Below are 15,117 nucleotides of genomic sequence, written 5' to 3' on the forward strand. Positions count from 1 at the left end.
CCGTCCTGTCCGCCCTGCCTGCCCTGCTGGCGCTGCTCGCCGACAGGGCCGCGCCCCCGAGCCGTCGGGAGAGCCGATGAGTGGCTCCCAGCAGGCGACAGAATCCGACCGCTACGCCGGCAGGCGGGTGAAACGGGTCGAGGACGCACGGCTTCTCACCGGGCGAGGCACCTTCGTCGACGACGTGGTGCGCCCCGGCATGCTGCACGTCAACTTCGTCCGCAGCCCGGTCGCACGGGCCCGGATCACCGGCATCGACATCTCCGAGGCACTCGCCCTCGACGGCGTGCACGCGGTCCTCACCGCCGCCGACATCAACCCCCACGTCCACGAGCAGTGGTTCAGCCTGGAAGGGCGCCACGCGCCGGACACCCCCCGCCCGCCGCTGGCCGAGGGCGAGGTGCGCCACGTCGGTGACCCGGTGGCGATGATCATCGCGCAGGACCGCTACATCGCCGAGGACGCCGCCGAGCTGGTGATCGTCGACTACGACCAGCTGCCGCCGGTGGTCGACTACGCCACCGCGTTCGATTCGTCCGAGCTGGTCCACGAGGCGTACCCCGGAAACCTCGTCGGGCAGATCGGTGGCCGGCCGATGGCCGACCTCGCGCCCACCTTCGACAGTGCCCCGCACGTGGTGAGCGAGACGTACCACCAGCAGGCCTACTGCGCGATGCCGATGGAGACCCGCGGCATCGTCACCGAATGGTCGCCGTCCGACGGGACGATGACGATCTGGACGGCGACGCAGTCCCCGCACGAGGTGCGCGGATTCTGCGCCCGCCTGCTCGCGATCCCCGAGCACTCGGTGCGGGTCGTCATGCGCGACACCGGCGGCGGCTTCGGGCAGAAGGTGCTGCCGCTGCGCGAGGACATGTGCATGATGATCGCGGCGACGAAGGTGCCCGCCCCGCTGAAGTGGATCGAGGACAGGCAGGAGCACCTGCTCGCCGCCGGCCAGGCCCGCCACGAGCACGGCGAGGCGCGGATGGCCTTCGACGACGACGGCCGCATCCTCGCCGCCACCATCGACCACGTGCAGGACGCCGGCGCGTACCCGTCACCGAACCCGGTGGGCAGCGGTATCGCGGTCGGGCTGATCTTCCCCGGGCCGTACCGCATACCCGAGGGGACGTTCAACTCCCGGTTCGCCTTCTCCAACACCAGCGGGCGGGTCGCCTACCGCGGCCCGTGGCAGTTCGAGTCGGTGGCCCGCGAGTGCCTCCTCGACGTCGCCGCCCGCCAGATCGGCATCGACCCCGTCGAGCTGCGCCGCAAGAACATGCTGCGCCGCGACGAGCTGCCGACGGCGAACTGCAACGGCATGCCCTACAGCGACATCACGCCGCTGGAGACGTTCGAGCAGGCCCTGGAGATCCTCGACTACGACGCGTTCCGCCGCGAGCAGGAGCAGGCCCGGGCCGCCGGGCGCTACATCGGCGTCGGCACCTGCACCTACGTGGAGCCGACCGCGGGCGCGAGCGCGCTGTACGGCACCGAGGGCGCGACGATCCGGGTCGAACCGTCCGGCAAGGTCAACGTGTACGTGGCCGGCGGCTCGTGCGGCAACAGCCTGGAGACCACGGTCATCCAGCTCACCGCCGACGCCCTCGGCGTCGACATCGCGGACGTCAGCAGCATCCAGGGCGACACGGCCGTGACCCCGTTCGGTGGCGGCACGGGTGGAAGCCGCTCGGGCCCGATGACCGCCGGCGCGGTCAACCAGACCGCCACCGAGCTGCGCGGACGGATCCTGGCCCTGGCCGCCCACCTGCTCGGCGGCGTCCCGGTCGACGAGGTCGAGTTCACCCGCGGCGTCGCCTCGGTGAAGGGCAGCCCCGAGAAGCAGGTGACGCTGGCGGAGATCGCCGAGACCGCCTACTTCAAGTCCGGCTCGCTGCCCGCGGAGCTGTCCGTGGGCCTGGAGGTCAGTGGACGGTTCCGGGCCCAGCACCTCATGCTGTGGGCCAACGCGACGCACGTGTGCACCTGCGAGGTCGACATCGTCACCGGCGAGGTGAAGCTGCTGCGCTACATCGTCAGTGAGGACTGCGGGCCTATGATCAACCCGAACGTCGTGGAGGGCCAGATCTTCGGCGGCACCGTCCAGGGCATCGGTGGCGCGCTCTACGAGGAGCTCGCCTACGACGATGCCGGCAACCCCGTCACCACCACGTTCATGGACTACCTGCTGCCGACCGCGGCGGAGGTGCCCACGATCGAGCTCGGGCACGTCGAGACACCCAGCATCGGCCCCGGCGGCTACAAGGGTGTCGGTGAGGGTGGCGCCATCGGCGCCCCACCCGCGGTGATCAACGCGGTCGCCGACGCGCTCGCGCCGTTCGGCGTGCGCATCTCCCGGCTGCCGCTGACCCCGTCGACCATCATCGACCTGCTTGAGGAAGCGGCCCAGCGCGGCGCGGCCGGCGCGGCCGGTGCGGCGCGGACGGCGGTGGCGGGATGAAGCCGGCGACGTTCGAATACCACGCTCCGACCAGCGCCGAGGAAGCCGTCGGCCTGCTCGCCGACCTGGACGACGCGAAGGCCCTCGCCGGCGGCCAGAGCCTGGTGCCGATGCTGGCCCTGCGGCTGGCGGTCTTCGAGAACCTCGTCGACCTGCGCCGCGTCGACGAGCTGCGCGGTATCGAGACGCGCGACGGGTCGGTGTGGATCGGTGCCGGCACCACCCAGGCGACCATCGGGCGCTCCGAGTCGATCGGCCTCAACGTGCCGCTGCTCGCCCGGGCCACCCCGCTGATCGGCCACCTCCAGATCCGCAGCCGTGGGACCATCGGAGGCTCCATCGCCCATGCCGACGCCTCCGCCGAATACCCGGCGGTCGCGCTCGCCCTGGACGTCGAGCTCGACGCACTGTCACCCCGCGGGCGCCGCACCATCCCCGCGGCCGAGTTCTTCACCGGCACGTGGAGCACCGAGCTGGAGGACGACGAACTGCTCACCGGCATCACCTTCCCGGTCTGGCAGGGCCGTGCCGGGTTCGCTGTCGAGGAGTTCGCCCGTCGTCACGGCGACTTCGCGATGGCCGGTGCCTGCGTCGCCGTCGGTGTCGGCTCGGACGGGCGGATCGACCGGTGCGCCATCTCCCTGTTCGGCCTGGGCCCGTGCGCCCGCCGGGCGACGGAGGTGGAGACCGAGCTGCTCGGCACGTCACCCGCCGACAGCGACGCCGACGAGATCGGGCGGACCGCCATGGCCGGCCTCGACTCGGTTCCCACCGACCTGCACGGGTCGGCCAGCTATCGCAAGCGCGTGGGCGCGGCCATGGTGGCCCGGGCCTGGCAGCGGGCCTTACAGGAGGCGGTCGGTGACTGACGTCGACATCCAGGTACGGGTCAACGGGATCGCGCGGCGGGCCAGTGTGCCGCCGCGGCTCATCCTCGCCGACTTCCTGCGGGTCAACTGCGGGCTCACCGGCACGCATCTGGGCTGCGAGCACGGTGTCTGCGGCGCATGTTCGGTGCTCCTCGACGGTGAGGCCGTCCGCGCCTGCCTGATCTTCGCCGTGCAGGCCGACGGCGCCGAGATCACGACCGTGGAGGGGCTGGCGGAGCCCGACGGCGAGCTGTCCGTCGTCCAGGCCGCCTTCCGTGATCACCACGGCCTGCAGTGCGGGTTCTGCACACCGGGGTTCGTCGTCTCGGTGACGGCCTTCCTCGAGGAGAACCCGAAGCCCACCGACGACGAGATCCGGGACGCGCTGTCCGGGAACCTCTGCCGCTGCACCGGGTACCAGGGAATCATCAACGCCGTCCGGGCCGCGGCGGAAGCCCTGGCCGAAGGCGCCGGCTCTGCGAAGGAATCCGAATGAAACTGGAGAACACACTCAGTATTCCCGTGCCGGCGGATGAGGCCTGGCGGGTGCTGCTGGACGTCGAACGCATCACGCCGTGCGTCCCAGGCGCGGTGCTCACGTCCAAGGACGGCGACAGCTACCAGGGCAAGATCAAGGTCAAGGTGGGCCCGGTCGGCCTGACCTACAACGGCACGATCAAGTTCGTCACCCAGGACGAGGCCGCCAAGGTCGCGGTGCTCGAAGCCAGCGGCCGGGAGCTGCGCGGGAACGGAACCGCCAAGGCGCTGGTCACCTGCCGGCTGGTGGACTCCGGTGACTCGTCCACCAACGTCGAGGTCGAGACCGACCTGGACATCACCGGAAAGCCCGCGCAGTTCGGCCGCGGGGTGCTCGCCGAGGTCGCCGGAACCCTGGTCGGAAAGTTCGCGACGAACCTCGCCAACGAGCTGACCGCGACTCCCACCGAGACACCGGCCACGCCGGCCGAAACACCTGCCGTGCCAGCCGCGCCGGCCGCGGCGAACGGTTCCGCGGAACCGGCCGCGGCGCCACCCGCCGTGCCGCTGGCGGCAACCGAGGCACCGGCCGCCGGCGCACCTGCGGCACCGGCAGCACCTGCGGCATCCGCGGCACCGGAGGCGCCGATGGCCGAGCCTCTCGACCTGCTGGCCACGGCGAGCGCGGGACTGCTCACCAAGTTCACGCCGCTGCTCATCCGTCTCGCCCCGCTCGCGCGCTACCTCCCGCTCGCGCGTTCCGCGGCGGCGCCGGCCGGGGCGTTGCTGCTGGTCGTCGCCGTGGCGCGGCGCAAGCCACGCCCCATCGTGGTCAACGTGGTCCTTCCGCCCGGCCCGGGCACCAGGCGCTGACCGCGGGCACGCAGCCAGGACAGCCCCCGGATGCTCTCGGCGGCCGGTTCCGCGGAACCGGCCGCCGACCGGCTCCAGCCATCCGGGCTACTGGTGCAGCTGGGCTACTGGCGCAGCTGGGCTGCCCCGGGCGCGGCCTCGAACCAGACGTTCTCCTCGACCAGGCGCCGGCTCTTCCAGCCCTCGTCGGTGCGCACCATCTCGTGGTTGTAGAAGCCGCCGCAGTAGGACAGACCGGTCGTCCCCGGCAGGCGCATGGGGTTGAAGAACATCGCCAGCACCTTCGCGGTGTCGCCGGCGAGCTCGATCTCGATGTTGGTGATGTAGTGCTGCGTCATCGGGATCATGCCGATGCCGTTCGTCAGCCAGACCTCCATCTCGTCGCGTGAGCCGAAGCTGGTGTCCGACGAGCTGGCTGCCCGGTAATCAATGAATGCGTCCTCGGTGAAAACCGTCCGCCACAGATCCCAGTCCCTGGTGTCGACGCCCCGCGCGTACCGGGCCAGCACCTCGTGAATCTCGATCTTGTCGGCCAGCTCCTGTAAGCCCATGCGGTTCCTTCCTCGAAAATCTTCGTTCACGGGTGGCGCCTGGCGTGGTCGATGAGTAACATACGCTCGCACAGCGCGCCGCCGATCGTGCGTACGAATGCAGACCGGATGCGGGCATGCGTGTAATACCGGCGCGCGGAAGCCGGTATTAACGGCGGAACGTCAGTTGTCTTACCACGGCCGGATGTGCGCAATCAACCTGCAATCCGCAGCTCCCAGCGGTTGGCAGCCGGGTCGGCGCAGAACAGCACGGTCAGGCCGTCTCGGCCGGTGGTCCGGTAGCTGATGCCGGCGGCGCGTAGCCGTGACTCGACCTCGGTATCGATCTCCACGGCGGTGTGTGCCCTGGCTGCGGGCCGATGGTCCGGGTCGGTACTGAGATGGATCTGGCTGGCATCGTCCGCCTCGTACCAGCGGGCGACTCCGACCAGGTCGGCGGGCACGTCGATCCGGCGGTAACCGAGGATGTCGACGAGGAACGCGCCTTCGGCATCCTCAAGACCGGGCGGAACGCCGAGGTTGGCGTGGTGGAATCGTGGCATGCCCCAACGCTGGCATCAGATGCGGCCGAGTTCCAGTGGCTGGCGTCGGACGTTACGGTCGGCGTACAGTTCCCACCCGGTAGGACGGGCCCGCACTGACGGCCTGAATCCGGGAGGAATCCGAGTGGCGGAACCACTTAGTCCTGCCCGGTCGAAATGTCAATGACCGGAATTCGGAGAATAGGCAAGGCGGAGGAGCTGGGATGGCGGACGATCTGGGAGCGGCTGGTCTGCGTTTCGAGCGGGAGGGCGTCATCGGCTGGTGCATCATCGACCGGCCGGCGGCCCGTAACGCGCTCACCCCGGCCATGTACTACGGCATCAAGCGGGCCGTCCGCCTGGTCAACACGGATCCCGAGCTGTCCGCGCTGATCATCACCGGCACCGGTGACGTGTTCGCGCCGGGAGGTGACCTCGGAGGCAGGTCCGAGCCCGGAGACTCCTACCCCACCGACCTCAGGAGCGAGGACATCCTGCCGTTCCTCACGGTCCGTGACAGTCGGGCGCCCGTCGTCTCCGCGGTCAACGGCATCTGCCAGGCCGGTGGCCTGCTGATCGCGATGATGTCCGACATCGCGGTCGCCAGTGACCGCGCCGTCTTCCGGGTGCCCGAACTGCTGCGCGGTATCCCCGACGCCACCTACGCCGCCGTGCTGCCCGCGCACGTCGGGCTTGCCATGGCCCGCGATCTGCTGCTGTCCGCCCGCCGCTTCGACGCGGCCGAGGCACAGCGCCTGGGCGTCATCAGCCGGGTCGTCCCGCACGACCAGTTGCGTGAGGCCGCGCTGCAGGCCGCGGGTGAGATCCTGCAGACCGCTCCGGAGGCCCGGATGCACGTCAAGCGCATGCTCAACGAGCGCTACGGTCTCATCGACTACCAGACGATGACCTGGTCGCTGGAGAACTCGCCGGAACCGCGCGAGGGAATGCGCGCCTTCATGGAGAAGCGCGCGCCCGCCTGGATTCCCGCGGAGTTCGCGAACGGCGGCGGCCGGCGATGACGCCACCTGTCCGGCGATGACGCCAACTGTCTGAGCCGCGGAGGCCTGTGATGGAGACCGGACTGGGCGGGCGCACGGTGGTCGTCACCGGAGGGAACGCCAACATCGGGCGGGCGGTGGCGCTGGCCTTCGCCGCTGAGAGCTGCAACGTCGTCATTGTGGGCCGGGACGAGAAACAGGGCCGCCAGGTCTGCGAGGACCTGGCCAGCCAGGGGGCCCGGGGCGTGCTGTGGCAGGCCGCGGACGTCACGGACCGCGCCCAGGTCGCGGCGATGGCCGCTGCCGTGCACGCCCGGTTCGGCCCGGTGGACGTCCTCGTGAACAACGTCGGCGGCAACGTCGGCATGGACGCGTTCGCCGACTCCGACCCGGACACCTGGGAACGCGACATCGCGCTCAACCTCACCAGCACGCTGAACTGCACCCATGCTCTCCTGCCCCGGATGATCGAACAAGGCCGTGGGCGGATCATCAACATCGGCTCGACATCCGGAATAGTCGGCGACCCGCTGCTCGCCGTCTATTCGGCGATGAAGGGCGCGGTACACACCTTCACAAAGGTGTTGGCCAAGGAGGTCGGGCGGCACGGCATCACCGTGAACGCCGTCGCGCCCTACGGCACGGTTCCGCAGGACTTCCAGAAGGAGGTCAGCGCCGGCAGCCGCTGGCATCCACAGGGCGTCTTCGCGCGACTGGCCGCGACCCGGGCCGAGGAGTTCCACTCGATCGGCCGCCGGACCGTGCTGACCCGCCAGACCGCCTACCCCGCCGAGATCGCCGCCGCCGCCGTCTACCTCGCCTCCGACGGCGCAGCCTTCGTGACCGGCCAGGTGCTCTGCGTGGACGGCGGAACGCAGATCGCCTGACGTCTCAGCGACAGTAGGGAAATCAGTGCAGGAATCAGGGTCATTACCGCCGTTGTGCCCGGTCGAACTGGCCGTCGATGTGCCCGCACCGGATGGAGCGTGGCAGATCGCGGTAAGCATCCATCTGCCGGCGGGGGAGGTTGCTTCGGCAGGCCCGCGGCCCGTTCTCGTCGCGCTTCCCGGCGGCGGATACAACCGGCGCTACTTCGACCTGCCAGCCGCCGGATTCAGCCAGGCGGAACACCACTGTCGGCAGGGCACCGTCGTCGTCGCGATCGACCATCTCGGGGTCGGTGACAGTACCGTTCCACCGCCGGCGGTCACCACCCTGGCGACTCTTGCCGCCGCGAACCACACCGTCGTCACCGACCTGCTGGCACGGCTGCGGGGCGGCACGGTCGCGCCGGGCGTCCCGCCGCTGGAGGTCTCCGCCGTGATCGGTGCCGGCCAGTCGCTCGGCGGCCACGTGCTCGCCGCGATGCAGGCCGACCACCGCACCTTCGACGGCGTGGCGATGCTCGGCAGCAGCATGTCCGCCACCACCATGCCCGTCCGCCCGGGCACCCCCGAAGTCGAGATCCCGGCGGGAACGCCCGACGCGGACGCGGCCCTGCTCGCGCTGGCGAACACCGACTGGCCCTGGGTCTTCCACTGGCAGGACAGTCCTGACGGCGCTGACACCGTCGGTGGCCCGGACGCCAACCCGCCGGCCACGCCGTGGGACCGGGCCTCCCTGATCGCCGCGGACCTGGCAGGAGGCCTCCCCGCACGGCGGACCGCCCCACCGTGGGGCAGCCTCACCGCCCCGGGATTCGGCTTCGAGTCGATGCTGCCCGGGGTGGTGAGCGCCCAGATCGCGTGCATCGACGTCCCTGTTCTGCTCGCGACCGGTGAGCGGGACGTCTGCCGCCCGCTCACCGTGGAGCTCGCCGGCTTCGTCGCGGCCACCGATCTCGCGGGTTTCGTCGTGCCCAGGATGGCGCACATGCACAACTTCGCGGACACCCGCGGCCTGCTGTGGGAACGTCTCGACGCTTTCATCGCCCACGTGGCCCGGGCCGCAACCCGATCCGCCGGCTGAACGAGGGCTCCCGATCGGTCGGGAATGGCCCCTTTGGGAGGATCAGCCCATGCGCACGCGCCCGGCCTCGGATACGTCGACTTCGGCATCGAAGGCGCCGGCTTCGGCTCCGAAGGCGCCGGCTTCGGCCTCGGAGGCGCCGGCTTCGGAAGCGCCGGCCTCGGAGGCGCCAGTTCCTGTTCCGGTTCCCGATCCGCCGGATGCGGCGTGGGCGCAGGCCGTTGCCAGCTGCCGCGGGATCGTCGACGCCGAGGTCCGTCCGCTGCGCGACCGGTATCGGCGGCGAGCGAGTCGGCACCAGCTCTTTTACCGTCTCAGCGGGCTGGCCACGCTGTTGCTGGCGGTCAGCCTGCCGCTGCTCGCCGGCTTGCGGTTCGACCACCGTGACGTGGCCCTGTCCGTCGTGGGCGTCTGCGTGGCGGTGCTCACCGGGCTGCGCGAGTTCTACCGGTGGGACGAGGTGGGGTCCCGACTGCGGCGGACCGAGAACGCGCTCTCCGACGCGCTCCTGCGCTGGGAACTGGCGGTCAGCGACGGCGTCCCGGCCGCCGATCCCGAGCAGGGCCCGCGTGCCTGCTACACGGCGACGGAGGAGCTTCTCACCACGGTCCGCGCGATCCGGGACGCCCAGGCCGCCGCATAGCAGAACCGCCGGCCGCCGCCGGCCGCCGCCGGCCGAGGACCCGAGGACTCTGGCTGGGCACCTGAGCGCGGCGGCCTGGTTGGGCGAGTCGCAAGCGTGGAGGATTCTGGTCGCTCCGACGACCGAAATCCTCCACGCTTGCGGATTGTCAGGTGTTCGCGAGCCCATAGCAGAATCCCGAACCTCGGGTAACCGTTGCGACCAGACAAGACTTGAGGATTTTGGTCGTCGGAACGACCAAGATTCCATGATCTTTGGGTGGTGGTGATCCCGGTCGCACCCCCGGTCATATTGATCCTGGTTGAAAATGGTTTCGTGGCGGGCACCCGCATACCCGTTTTGCGGATCTTGTTGGGAATTGCTGGCAGGGCGTGGCACCGCGCGCGCTGCGCGGCCGGCACGGGAGCCCCTGTGGGTGGCCGTGTGGCGGGCGGCAGTGGACCGCCTTCCTGGAATCTCTCCGGTCTTTCGTCCTGGCAGCCGGGCGACCTTCTTCTCGCGGTGTCATTTCTCATCAACGGCCGGCGCCGGCTGATGCGTAGCATTTCGCCGGTACCCACGCCTGTTGTCACGGTGCGCGGGTGGGTGGGCGGTCGCGCGGCTGCGCGGAAATGGCATCGGTCCCGGGCGAGACGGTGAGAGGAAAATACCTGTGGCGGAGCCGGTGGGTAAGCCCGTCGAAGGTGAGCGCTACCACGATCTCGACGCGCTGCGTGGGGTCCTCATGCTGGTGGGCGTCTTCGTCCACGTCTCGACCCTGGGGGTCGACCCGGTTTTCGACTTCATCGCCCGGGCCTCCGGTCTTTTCCGGATGGAGACCTTCTTCGTGGTCTCCGGATTTCTCGCCACGATGCTTGTCGCGAAATACGGCGCGTCTCGTGCCGTGCGCCGCAGGCTTGTCGCGGTCGGGGTTCCGCTGCTGGCCACCCAGCTGGTTTTCAACCCGCCGACGCTGTGGATGAGCAGTGTCTTCCACAGCGGTCACGAGATGTCCTTCGCCGAGTTCCTGAGTTTCGGTTCCGGGGAGGCGCTCGCCGGCCGGCTCAACTGGTACCTGCATCTGTGGTTCCTGTTGGTGCTGGTCGGGTATGTGCTGCTCACCCCCGCCGCGGTGCGTGCGCTGAGGGCGGTGACCACGACCCGGGCCTACCAGCTGACCACCGCGGGGCGGCTGCGCGCGATGACCGCGATCACGCTGGCGGTGCTGGCTCTCATGGCCGCCGGGCGGGCCTGCTGGAGTGGCGCCCTCGAGCCCGTTCTCGGCTCGGGCTTCCATGCCGACCTGCTTCGCCGCGTCCTGGAGTTCCTGCCCTTCTTTCTGCTCGGGGTGCTGCTTCACCTGGACCGCGCCCGGCTGCTGCCGCTCTTCAGCCGACCCGCGCCGGTGGTGCTGGTGGTGTATGCGCTGCTTCTCGCGGTCTCCTGGGGCCGGTGGGTGAGCGTGCTGTCGGCGGGCACCGGCCGTGCTCTGGTCGAGACGCTGTTCGCGCTGCCGGTGATAGCCACGCTCTTCGCCGTGGCCAACCGTTTCGGGTCCCGACCGCAACCCGTCTTCCAGTACCTTTCGGATGCGTCCTACACGGTGTATCTTCTGCACTTCTTCTGGATCTTCGCCTTCGCGCGGCTGCTGGGAATGGACCCGGGTCTCGGGTTCGCGCAGATGGCGGTGCTCGTCGTGGCGACGTACGCAGCCACCTTCGCCTGCCACCATTTCGTGGTGCGGCGTTCCGTGTTGCTGCGCAGGATCTTCAACGGGAGATCGATACGTGGCTCAGCTGGCGCGCGCGAGATGCAGGGCGGCGCCGTGACGTCGATCGACCTGCCTGGACGGCCGGCCGACACCGCGGGTCGCCCGGCCGCCCAGATCGAGCGTGTTTCTTCGGCTCGCTGACAGAGCCCCGGCTCAGCTGGCCGCGGCGCCACCGGCGACCGAGGCTGCCAGCGCCGCGAGCAGGGTCTGCCGGGCGGCAGCCACCGCCGCCCCCAGCGCGCGGGTGAAAGCGGTGCTGTCAGCGGCCGCGGTGGCCAGCCGCGCGGCGTCGGCCTGGCCTTCGGCGGGGACCAGGCGATCGAGCAGGCCGAACGGATGCGCGATCGCCAGCAGCGCGGAATCGGCCGGCGACGGCGCGGTCTGCGAAGCCAGCACGGCCTGCAGCCGCTGCCGGAGGGCCTGCCCTGGCGCGGGTTCGCTGACGGGGTGGAGGGTCACCTGGAACACCAGGGCGACCCGTTCCTTCTTCTCGGTCAGGACGCCGCGTTCGACGAGCTGACGGGCCGCCTGCTCCCACAGCGGGGACAGCTCGGTGGCGATGACGGGGAGCAGGTCATCCAGCTTGGCCGGGGCGCCCGTGCTCGCGGCCGCGGTGTGTGCAGAGCGCAGCAGCGGGCTGTCGGGCACCTCCGACGTGCCGGTGCTCAACGCCAGCGTCTCGTCGTCGAACCGTAGGCTGCCGGCCTCCAGCAGGTCGGCGACGAGGGACGCGGCAAGGCCCACGTCGACTCCGACGCCGGCGACATCCTTCCCGCTCTCGTCCAGCGCGAGGAGCAGGAACTTCTCGGCCATGGTGATGTCCATGGCCGACATCATCGCGGCTTCCTGCCGTCCTGACAAAGCAGGCCGTTCCCCCCGGAATGTTAGCTGAAATACACCTGTTTTTATTTCTTGGTTACCTCCGGTTTTTGTCGGACGATGTAAAGGGTTCGGACTTTCCGGCGGTGGTGTTTCCGGCGGTGCGGAGAAGCCGGCTGGCCAGGCCGAGCTGGCGTTTCTGGCGGTGCCGTAGGACCTCCCGCACCCGCTCGGCGTGCTCCGGCGTGCCGCACCAGAGCGGAAGCCCGATGACCGCGCCGCCGCCCTGGTCTGCCGGCTGCCTGCTGACGACCAGGTCCGGCCAGGGCGGCGCGGTCTGGTCCACGGGCCCGAGGGCCTGCTCGACCAGCTCGGCGACCGCGGCGGGGCTGACCGGCTCGCCGGCCCGGCCTCGTTCGACCCGGCCTCGTTCGGCCCGCAGCGGCCAGCGCAGCTCACCGGTCGCGGCGAGGTCGCGGTACCAGGCGATCTGGTCGGCGCGGGCGCTGTCCCGCATCGCCGCGGCCGACTCCGCCGCGCGCAGGGCCGCGACGGCTCGGGCGGCGCTTCGGAGGTCGGGAAAGTGCCCCAGCGGGTGGTGATGTCGCCGCGGCACCTGGGTACGTCGGCTGGGGCCACCGTCCTCGAGCACGGCCGTGCGGGCGTCCACGGTGACGAAGCGCGCTCCGGCGTCGGCGAGGCGCAGCCAGAGGTCCCAGTCCTCCAGGCCGCAGTCCAGCTGGCGCCAGCCACCCACCGTCTCGGTCAGGCCGGCGCGGTGCGCCACCCGGGACGGCTCGAAGAACGGCGAGACGATCTGCAGCTCCGGGTGCCAGAGCAGATCCAACAGGCCGGTGACCGAGGTGCGGATGCCGTCCGGGCCGACCCGGACGGCACCCGTGGCCGCGACATCGGCGCCGGCACCGGCTCGGGCTCCGGCGCCCGAGCCGGCGCCGCAGCCGCCGTGGTGCAGGGCGTCGACCAGGACCGCCAGATGGTCGGGCAGCCACGTGTCGTCATGGTCCAGGTAGGCGATGACGTCACCACGGGCCTGCGCCAGCCCGATCTCCCGGACCGGTGCCGGGTGGCCCTGGCGGGACGTCCGCAGCAGGCGCACCCGGGGATCCACGGCTGCGTATCCGGTGACGATCTCGTCCGTGTCGTCGCTGGAACCGTCCGAGACGACCAGGAGCTCCCAGTCGGGGTAGGTCTGCGCCCGCACCGAGCGCAGCGTCGGCAGGATCCGGCTGGACCGGTTGTAGGTCGGGCAGATCACCGACACTGCGGGCCTGGGCATCGGGTCAGATCCCGGGTCAGCCGATGATCGATCGAACGGCGGGCGCGACGTAGGTGTCGATCAGCCAGCCACCGACGCTCACCCGGTCCAGATGGATGTCGGCCAGACCGGAGTCCTGGAGCCGGTCGGTGCCCTGCTCGAGGCGCACACCGTCCAGCCGCTGGAAGGTCGCGCTGATGGTCTCGGGTCCGCCGCGAACCGGGATCGCGGTGCCCATGGGGGCGAACCGGGAGCCGGTGTCCACCGCCACGCCGCTGGTGGTGGCGCCCGCGATGACACTGCCGGCCAGCAGGCCCGTCCGCAACAGGTCGACCCGGTGGCCGGCGTCGGTGGCGGCGGGGTCGGTTCCGTCCGGCAGCACCAGCAGCACCCGGCCGTCGGCGGCGAGGTAGCCGGCGCGCACGGTGCGGGGCACCTCGACGAGCAGCGCGGCGGCCGCGCAGAGCGCGACGATCAGGACCGACACCACCGAGATCCGCACGATCCCGGCTCCGTTCTCCCTGGCCTCGACGAGCAGCTTCCACCCGGCCCGAAGACCCAGGACGATCACGGCTGCGATCAGGGCGAGGCCGCCGGCCGCGCCGACGGGGCCCAGCGTCACCAGCGCGCCCAGCCACGACTGGGCCGCCAGCCCGACCAGGTAGACGGGGAAGAGGATGCAGCAGAGGCCGAACAGCGAGCTCCACCACAGCCGGGGCAGCTCCCGGCGGTACCGCCCGCCGAACAGGAACCGCGCGGCGGCCCGCCGGGCGTCGGCCATCGACTTCTTCCGCAGGTGCGGGATGTCGAGATGCGACATCAGCGCGATGTATCCGTCGAACTTGACGAACGGGGTGAGGTTGAAGACGCCGTAGATGTAGCAGGCCAGGGCCAGCGCCACGACCGCGTCGTGGACGTCGCCCGCGGGCAGCCCCAGGCTGACGAGCGCGGCCACGCCGGCGCAGACCCACTGCACGGCGACACCGGCCAGCGCGGTGGCGACCCGGTAGCGGTTGTGGCGCAGCCGCCAGCCGTCGGAGATGTCGCAGAAGAACGCGGGCGTCAGATAGAACAACATCACCCCGAGCCGGCGCGGCCGTCCGCCGAGCGCCGTCAGGACGGCGGCGTGCCCCAGCTCGTGGATGCCCGTGACGACCAGCAGGCCACCGAGCACGATGCCGTACTCGCCCAGCCCGAGCGGGTGGCTGACCACCCGCATCAGCGACCCGCCCTGCCAGGCCAGCGCTCCCAGCCCGGCGACCGTGATCGCGAGGTAGATCCCCCGGGCGACGGGTGACATCAGCCTGCGCAGCGCCGGGCGGAACCGCCCCAGCACCCGGCTCGGGTCGACGAGGGTGAGCTGGATCGACAACGGCGGCTGGTAGCTCACCCGCCGCGGCAGCCGGGGCCGTCGGGGCAGCCATCGACGCCGGCGTCGCTCACGCCCGGCGCCGTCCGCGCCGTCCGCACCGGCGGCCGCCGCCTCGGCCGCTGCCAGGTCGGCCGCGTCCACGACCAGGCCGGTCCGAACGAACGCCCGCAGGGTCCGTTCCACCAGCGCGGCGGTCCACGGCGCTCCGAGCACCACGACGAGACCGTCGACATCCCGCTCGCCGTCCAGGGCGGAGAGCAGGGCCGCCGCGTCGGCGCCGACCCGGATGTAGCGGTGCGGCCCGATCTGCGCCACCCAGACGTCCGTGACGTCCACCGGCGGATGCAGGCACGCCTCGGCGGCCAGCACCGGGAGCCGCGGCACCGGGTCGGCCACGGCGACCTGCGTGCTCTTCGGTGCCGGTGCCGGTGCCGGCGCTGGCACTGGCACCGCGGGTTCCTGGTCGTTGGTGGGGGGAGTGGGAGGCCTGGTGGTCGTAACGGACGTGGTGGTCGTAACGGACATGGTCGTTC

At 70.9% G+C, this 15,117-nt stretch carries 14 protein-coding genes; 9 read left to right on the forward strand and 5 right to left on the reverse strand.

The genetic code is table 11. From position 1 onward, the window contains the following. The first annotated feature begins 76 nt into the window (after positions 1-76). The 4 genes from AWX74_RS08355 to AWX74_RS08370 are packed head-to-tail and all read left to right on the forward strand — an operon-like array spanning position 77 to position 4,683. Entirely contained in the window at positions 77-2,464 is a 2,388-nt protein-coding gene (locus tag AWX74_RS08355) for a xanthine dehydrogenase family protein molybdopterin-binding subunit (protein ID WP_091273362.1), read from the forward strand. After that, on the forward strand, positions 2,461-3,333 hold the full coding sequence (locus AWX74_RS41175; protein WP_091273364.1) for an FAD binding domain-containing protein: 873 nt from the start codon (positions 2,461-2,463) through the stop codon (positions 3,331-3,333). Before AWX74_RS08355 ends, AWX74_RS41175 begins: the two co-directional genes overlap by 4 nt. Further along, a complete protein-coding gene (locus AWX74_RS41180; protein WP_054570825.1) occupies positions 3,326-3,829 on the forward strand; it encodes a (2Fe-2S)-binding protein in 504 nt (167 codons plus the stop codon). The genes AWX74_RS41175 and AWX74_RS41180 overlap by 8 nt, the downstream gene beginning before the upstream one ends. Next, positions 3,826-4,683: an SRPBCC family protein gene (locus tag AWX74_RS08370; RefSeq protein WP_091273366.1), complete on the forward strand. Its 858-nt coding sequence runs from the start codon at positions 3,826-3,828 to the stop codon at positions 4,681-4,683. The genes AWX74_RS41180 and AWX74_RS08370 overlap by 4 nt, the downstream gene beginning before the upstream one ends. Before the next feature lie 104 nt (positions 4,684-4,787). Here AWX74_RS08370 and AWX74_RS08375 read toward each other — a convergent pair whose 3' ends face one another. Both AWX74_RS08375 and AWX74_RS08380 read right to left on the reverse strand, forming a co-directional pair. Beyond that, positions 4,788-5,234 (reverse strand): nuclear transport factor 2 family protein, encoded by a 447-nt coding sequence (locus AWX74_RS08375; RefSeq protein WP_091273368.1) that lies wholly within the window; start codon positions 5,232-5,234, stop codon positions 4,788-4,790. Between the two features lie 194 nt (positions 5,235-5,428). After that, positions 5,429-5,776 (reverse strand): VOC family protein, encoded by a 348-nt coding sequence (locus AWX74_RS08380; RefSeq protein ID WP_054570828.1) that lies wholly within the window; start codon positions 5,774-5,776, stop codon positions 5,429-5,431. Positions 5,777-5,979: 203 nt separating this feature from the next. Between AWX74_RS08380 and AWX74_RS08385 the strand changes: the two genes are divergently transcribed. From AWX74_RS08385 to mdoC, 5 genes are all read left to right on the forward strand, one after another. After that, positions 5,980-6,777 (forward strand): enoyl-CoA hydratase/isomerase family protein, encoded by a 798-nt coding sequence (locus tag AWX74_RS08385; protein WP_091273370.1) that lies wholly within the window; start codon positions 5,980-5,982, stop codon positions 6,775-6,777. Between the two features lie 50 nt (positions 6,778-6,827). Continuing rightward, entirely contained in the window at positions 6,828-7,643 is an 816-nt protein-coding gene (locus tag AWX74_RS08390) for an SDR family NAD(P)-dependent oxidoreductase (protein ID WP_091273372.1), read from the forward strand. A gap of 52 nt (positions 7,644-7,695) precedes the next feature. Continuing rightward, positions 7,696-8,724: an alpha/beta fold hydrolase gene (locus tag AWX74_RS08395; protein WP_091273374.1), complete on the forward strand. Its 1,029-nt coding sequence runs from the start codon at positions 7,696-7,698 to the stop codon at positions 8,722-8,724. Between the two features lie 49 nt (positions 8,725-8,773). Beyond that, the gene (locus AWX74_RS08400) at positions 8,774-9,367 is read left to right on the forward strand and encodes an SLATT domain-containing protein (protein ID WP_091273376.1); all 594 of its coding nucleotides are present in this window, start codon (positions 8,774-8,776) and stop codon (positions 9,365-9,367) included. Between the two features lie 652 nt (positions 9,368-10,019). Then, positions 10,020-11,258, forward strand: coding sequence for a glucans biosynthesis protein MdoC (gene mdoC / locus AWX74_RS08405; RefSeq protein ID WP_091273378.1), 1,239 nt, complete (start codon positions 10,020-10,022; stop codon positions 11,256-11,258). A 12-nt stretch (positions 11,259-11,270) separates the two neighbouring features. On the opposite strand, the gene AWX74_RS08410 is transcribed toward mdoC, so the two are convergent. From AWX74_RS08410 to mpaP, 3 genes are all read right to left on the reverse strand, one after another. Continuing rightward, positions 11,271-11,942 (reverse strand): GOLPH3/VPS74 family protein, encoded by a 672-nt coding sequence (locus AWX74_RS08410; RefSeq protein WP_207550280.1) that lies wholly within the window; start codon positions 11,940-11,942, stop codon positions 11,271-11,273. 91 nt (positions 11,943-12,033) lie between these two features. Beyond that, positions 12,034-13,233 (reverse strand): glycosyltransferase family 2 protein, encoded by a 1,200-nt coding sequence (locus tag AWX74_RS08415; RefSeq protein WP_091273382.1) that lies wholly within the window; start codon positions 13,231-13,233, stop codon positions 12,034-12,036. A gap of 16 nt (positions 13,234-13,249) precedes the next feature. After that, positions 13,250-15,034, reverse strand: coding sequence for a daptide biosynthesis intramembrane metalloprotease (gene mpaP, locus AWX74_RS08420; RefSeq protein ID WP_131799431.1), 1,785 nt, complete (start codon positions 15,032-15,034; stop codon positions 13,250-13,252). Positions 15,035-15,117 lie beyond the last annotated feature (83 nt).

The sequence above is a fragment of the Parafrankia irregularis genome, assembly GCF_001536285.1.
In the GTDB taxonomy this organism is placed as follows: Bacteria; Actinomycetota; Actinomycetes; order Frankiales; family Frankiaceae; genus Parafrankia; species Parafrankia irregularis.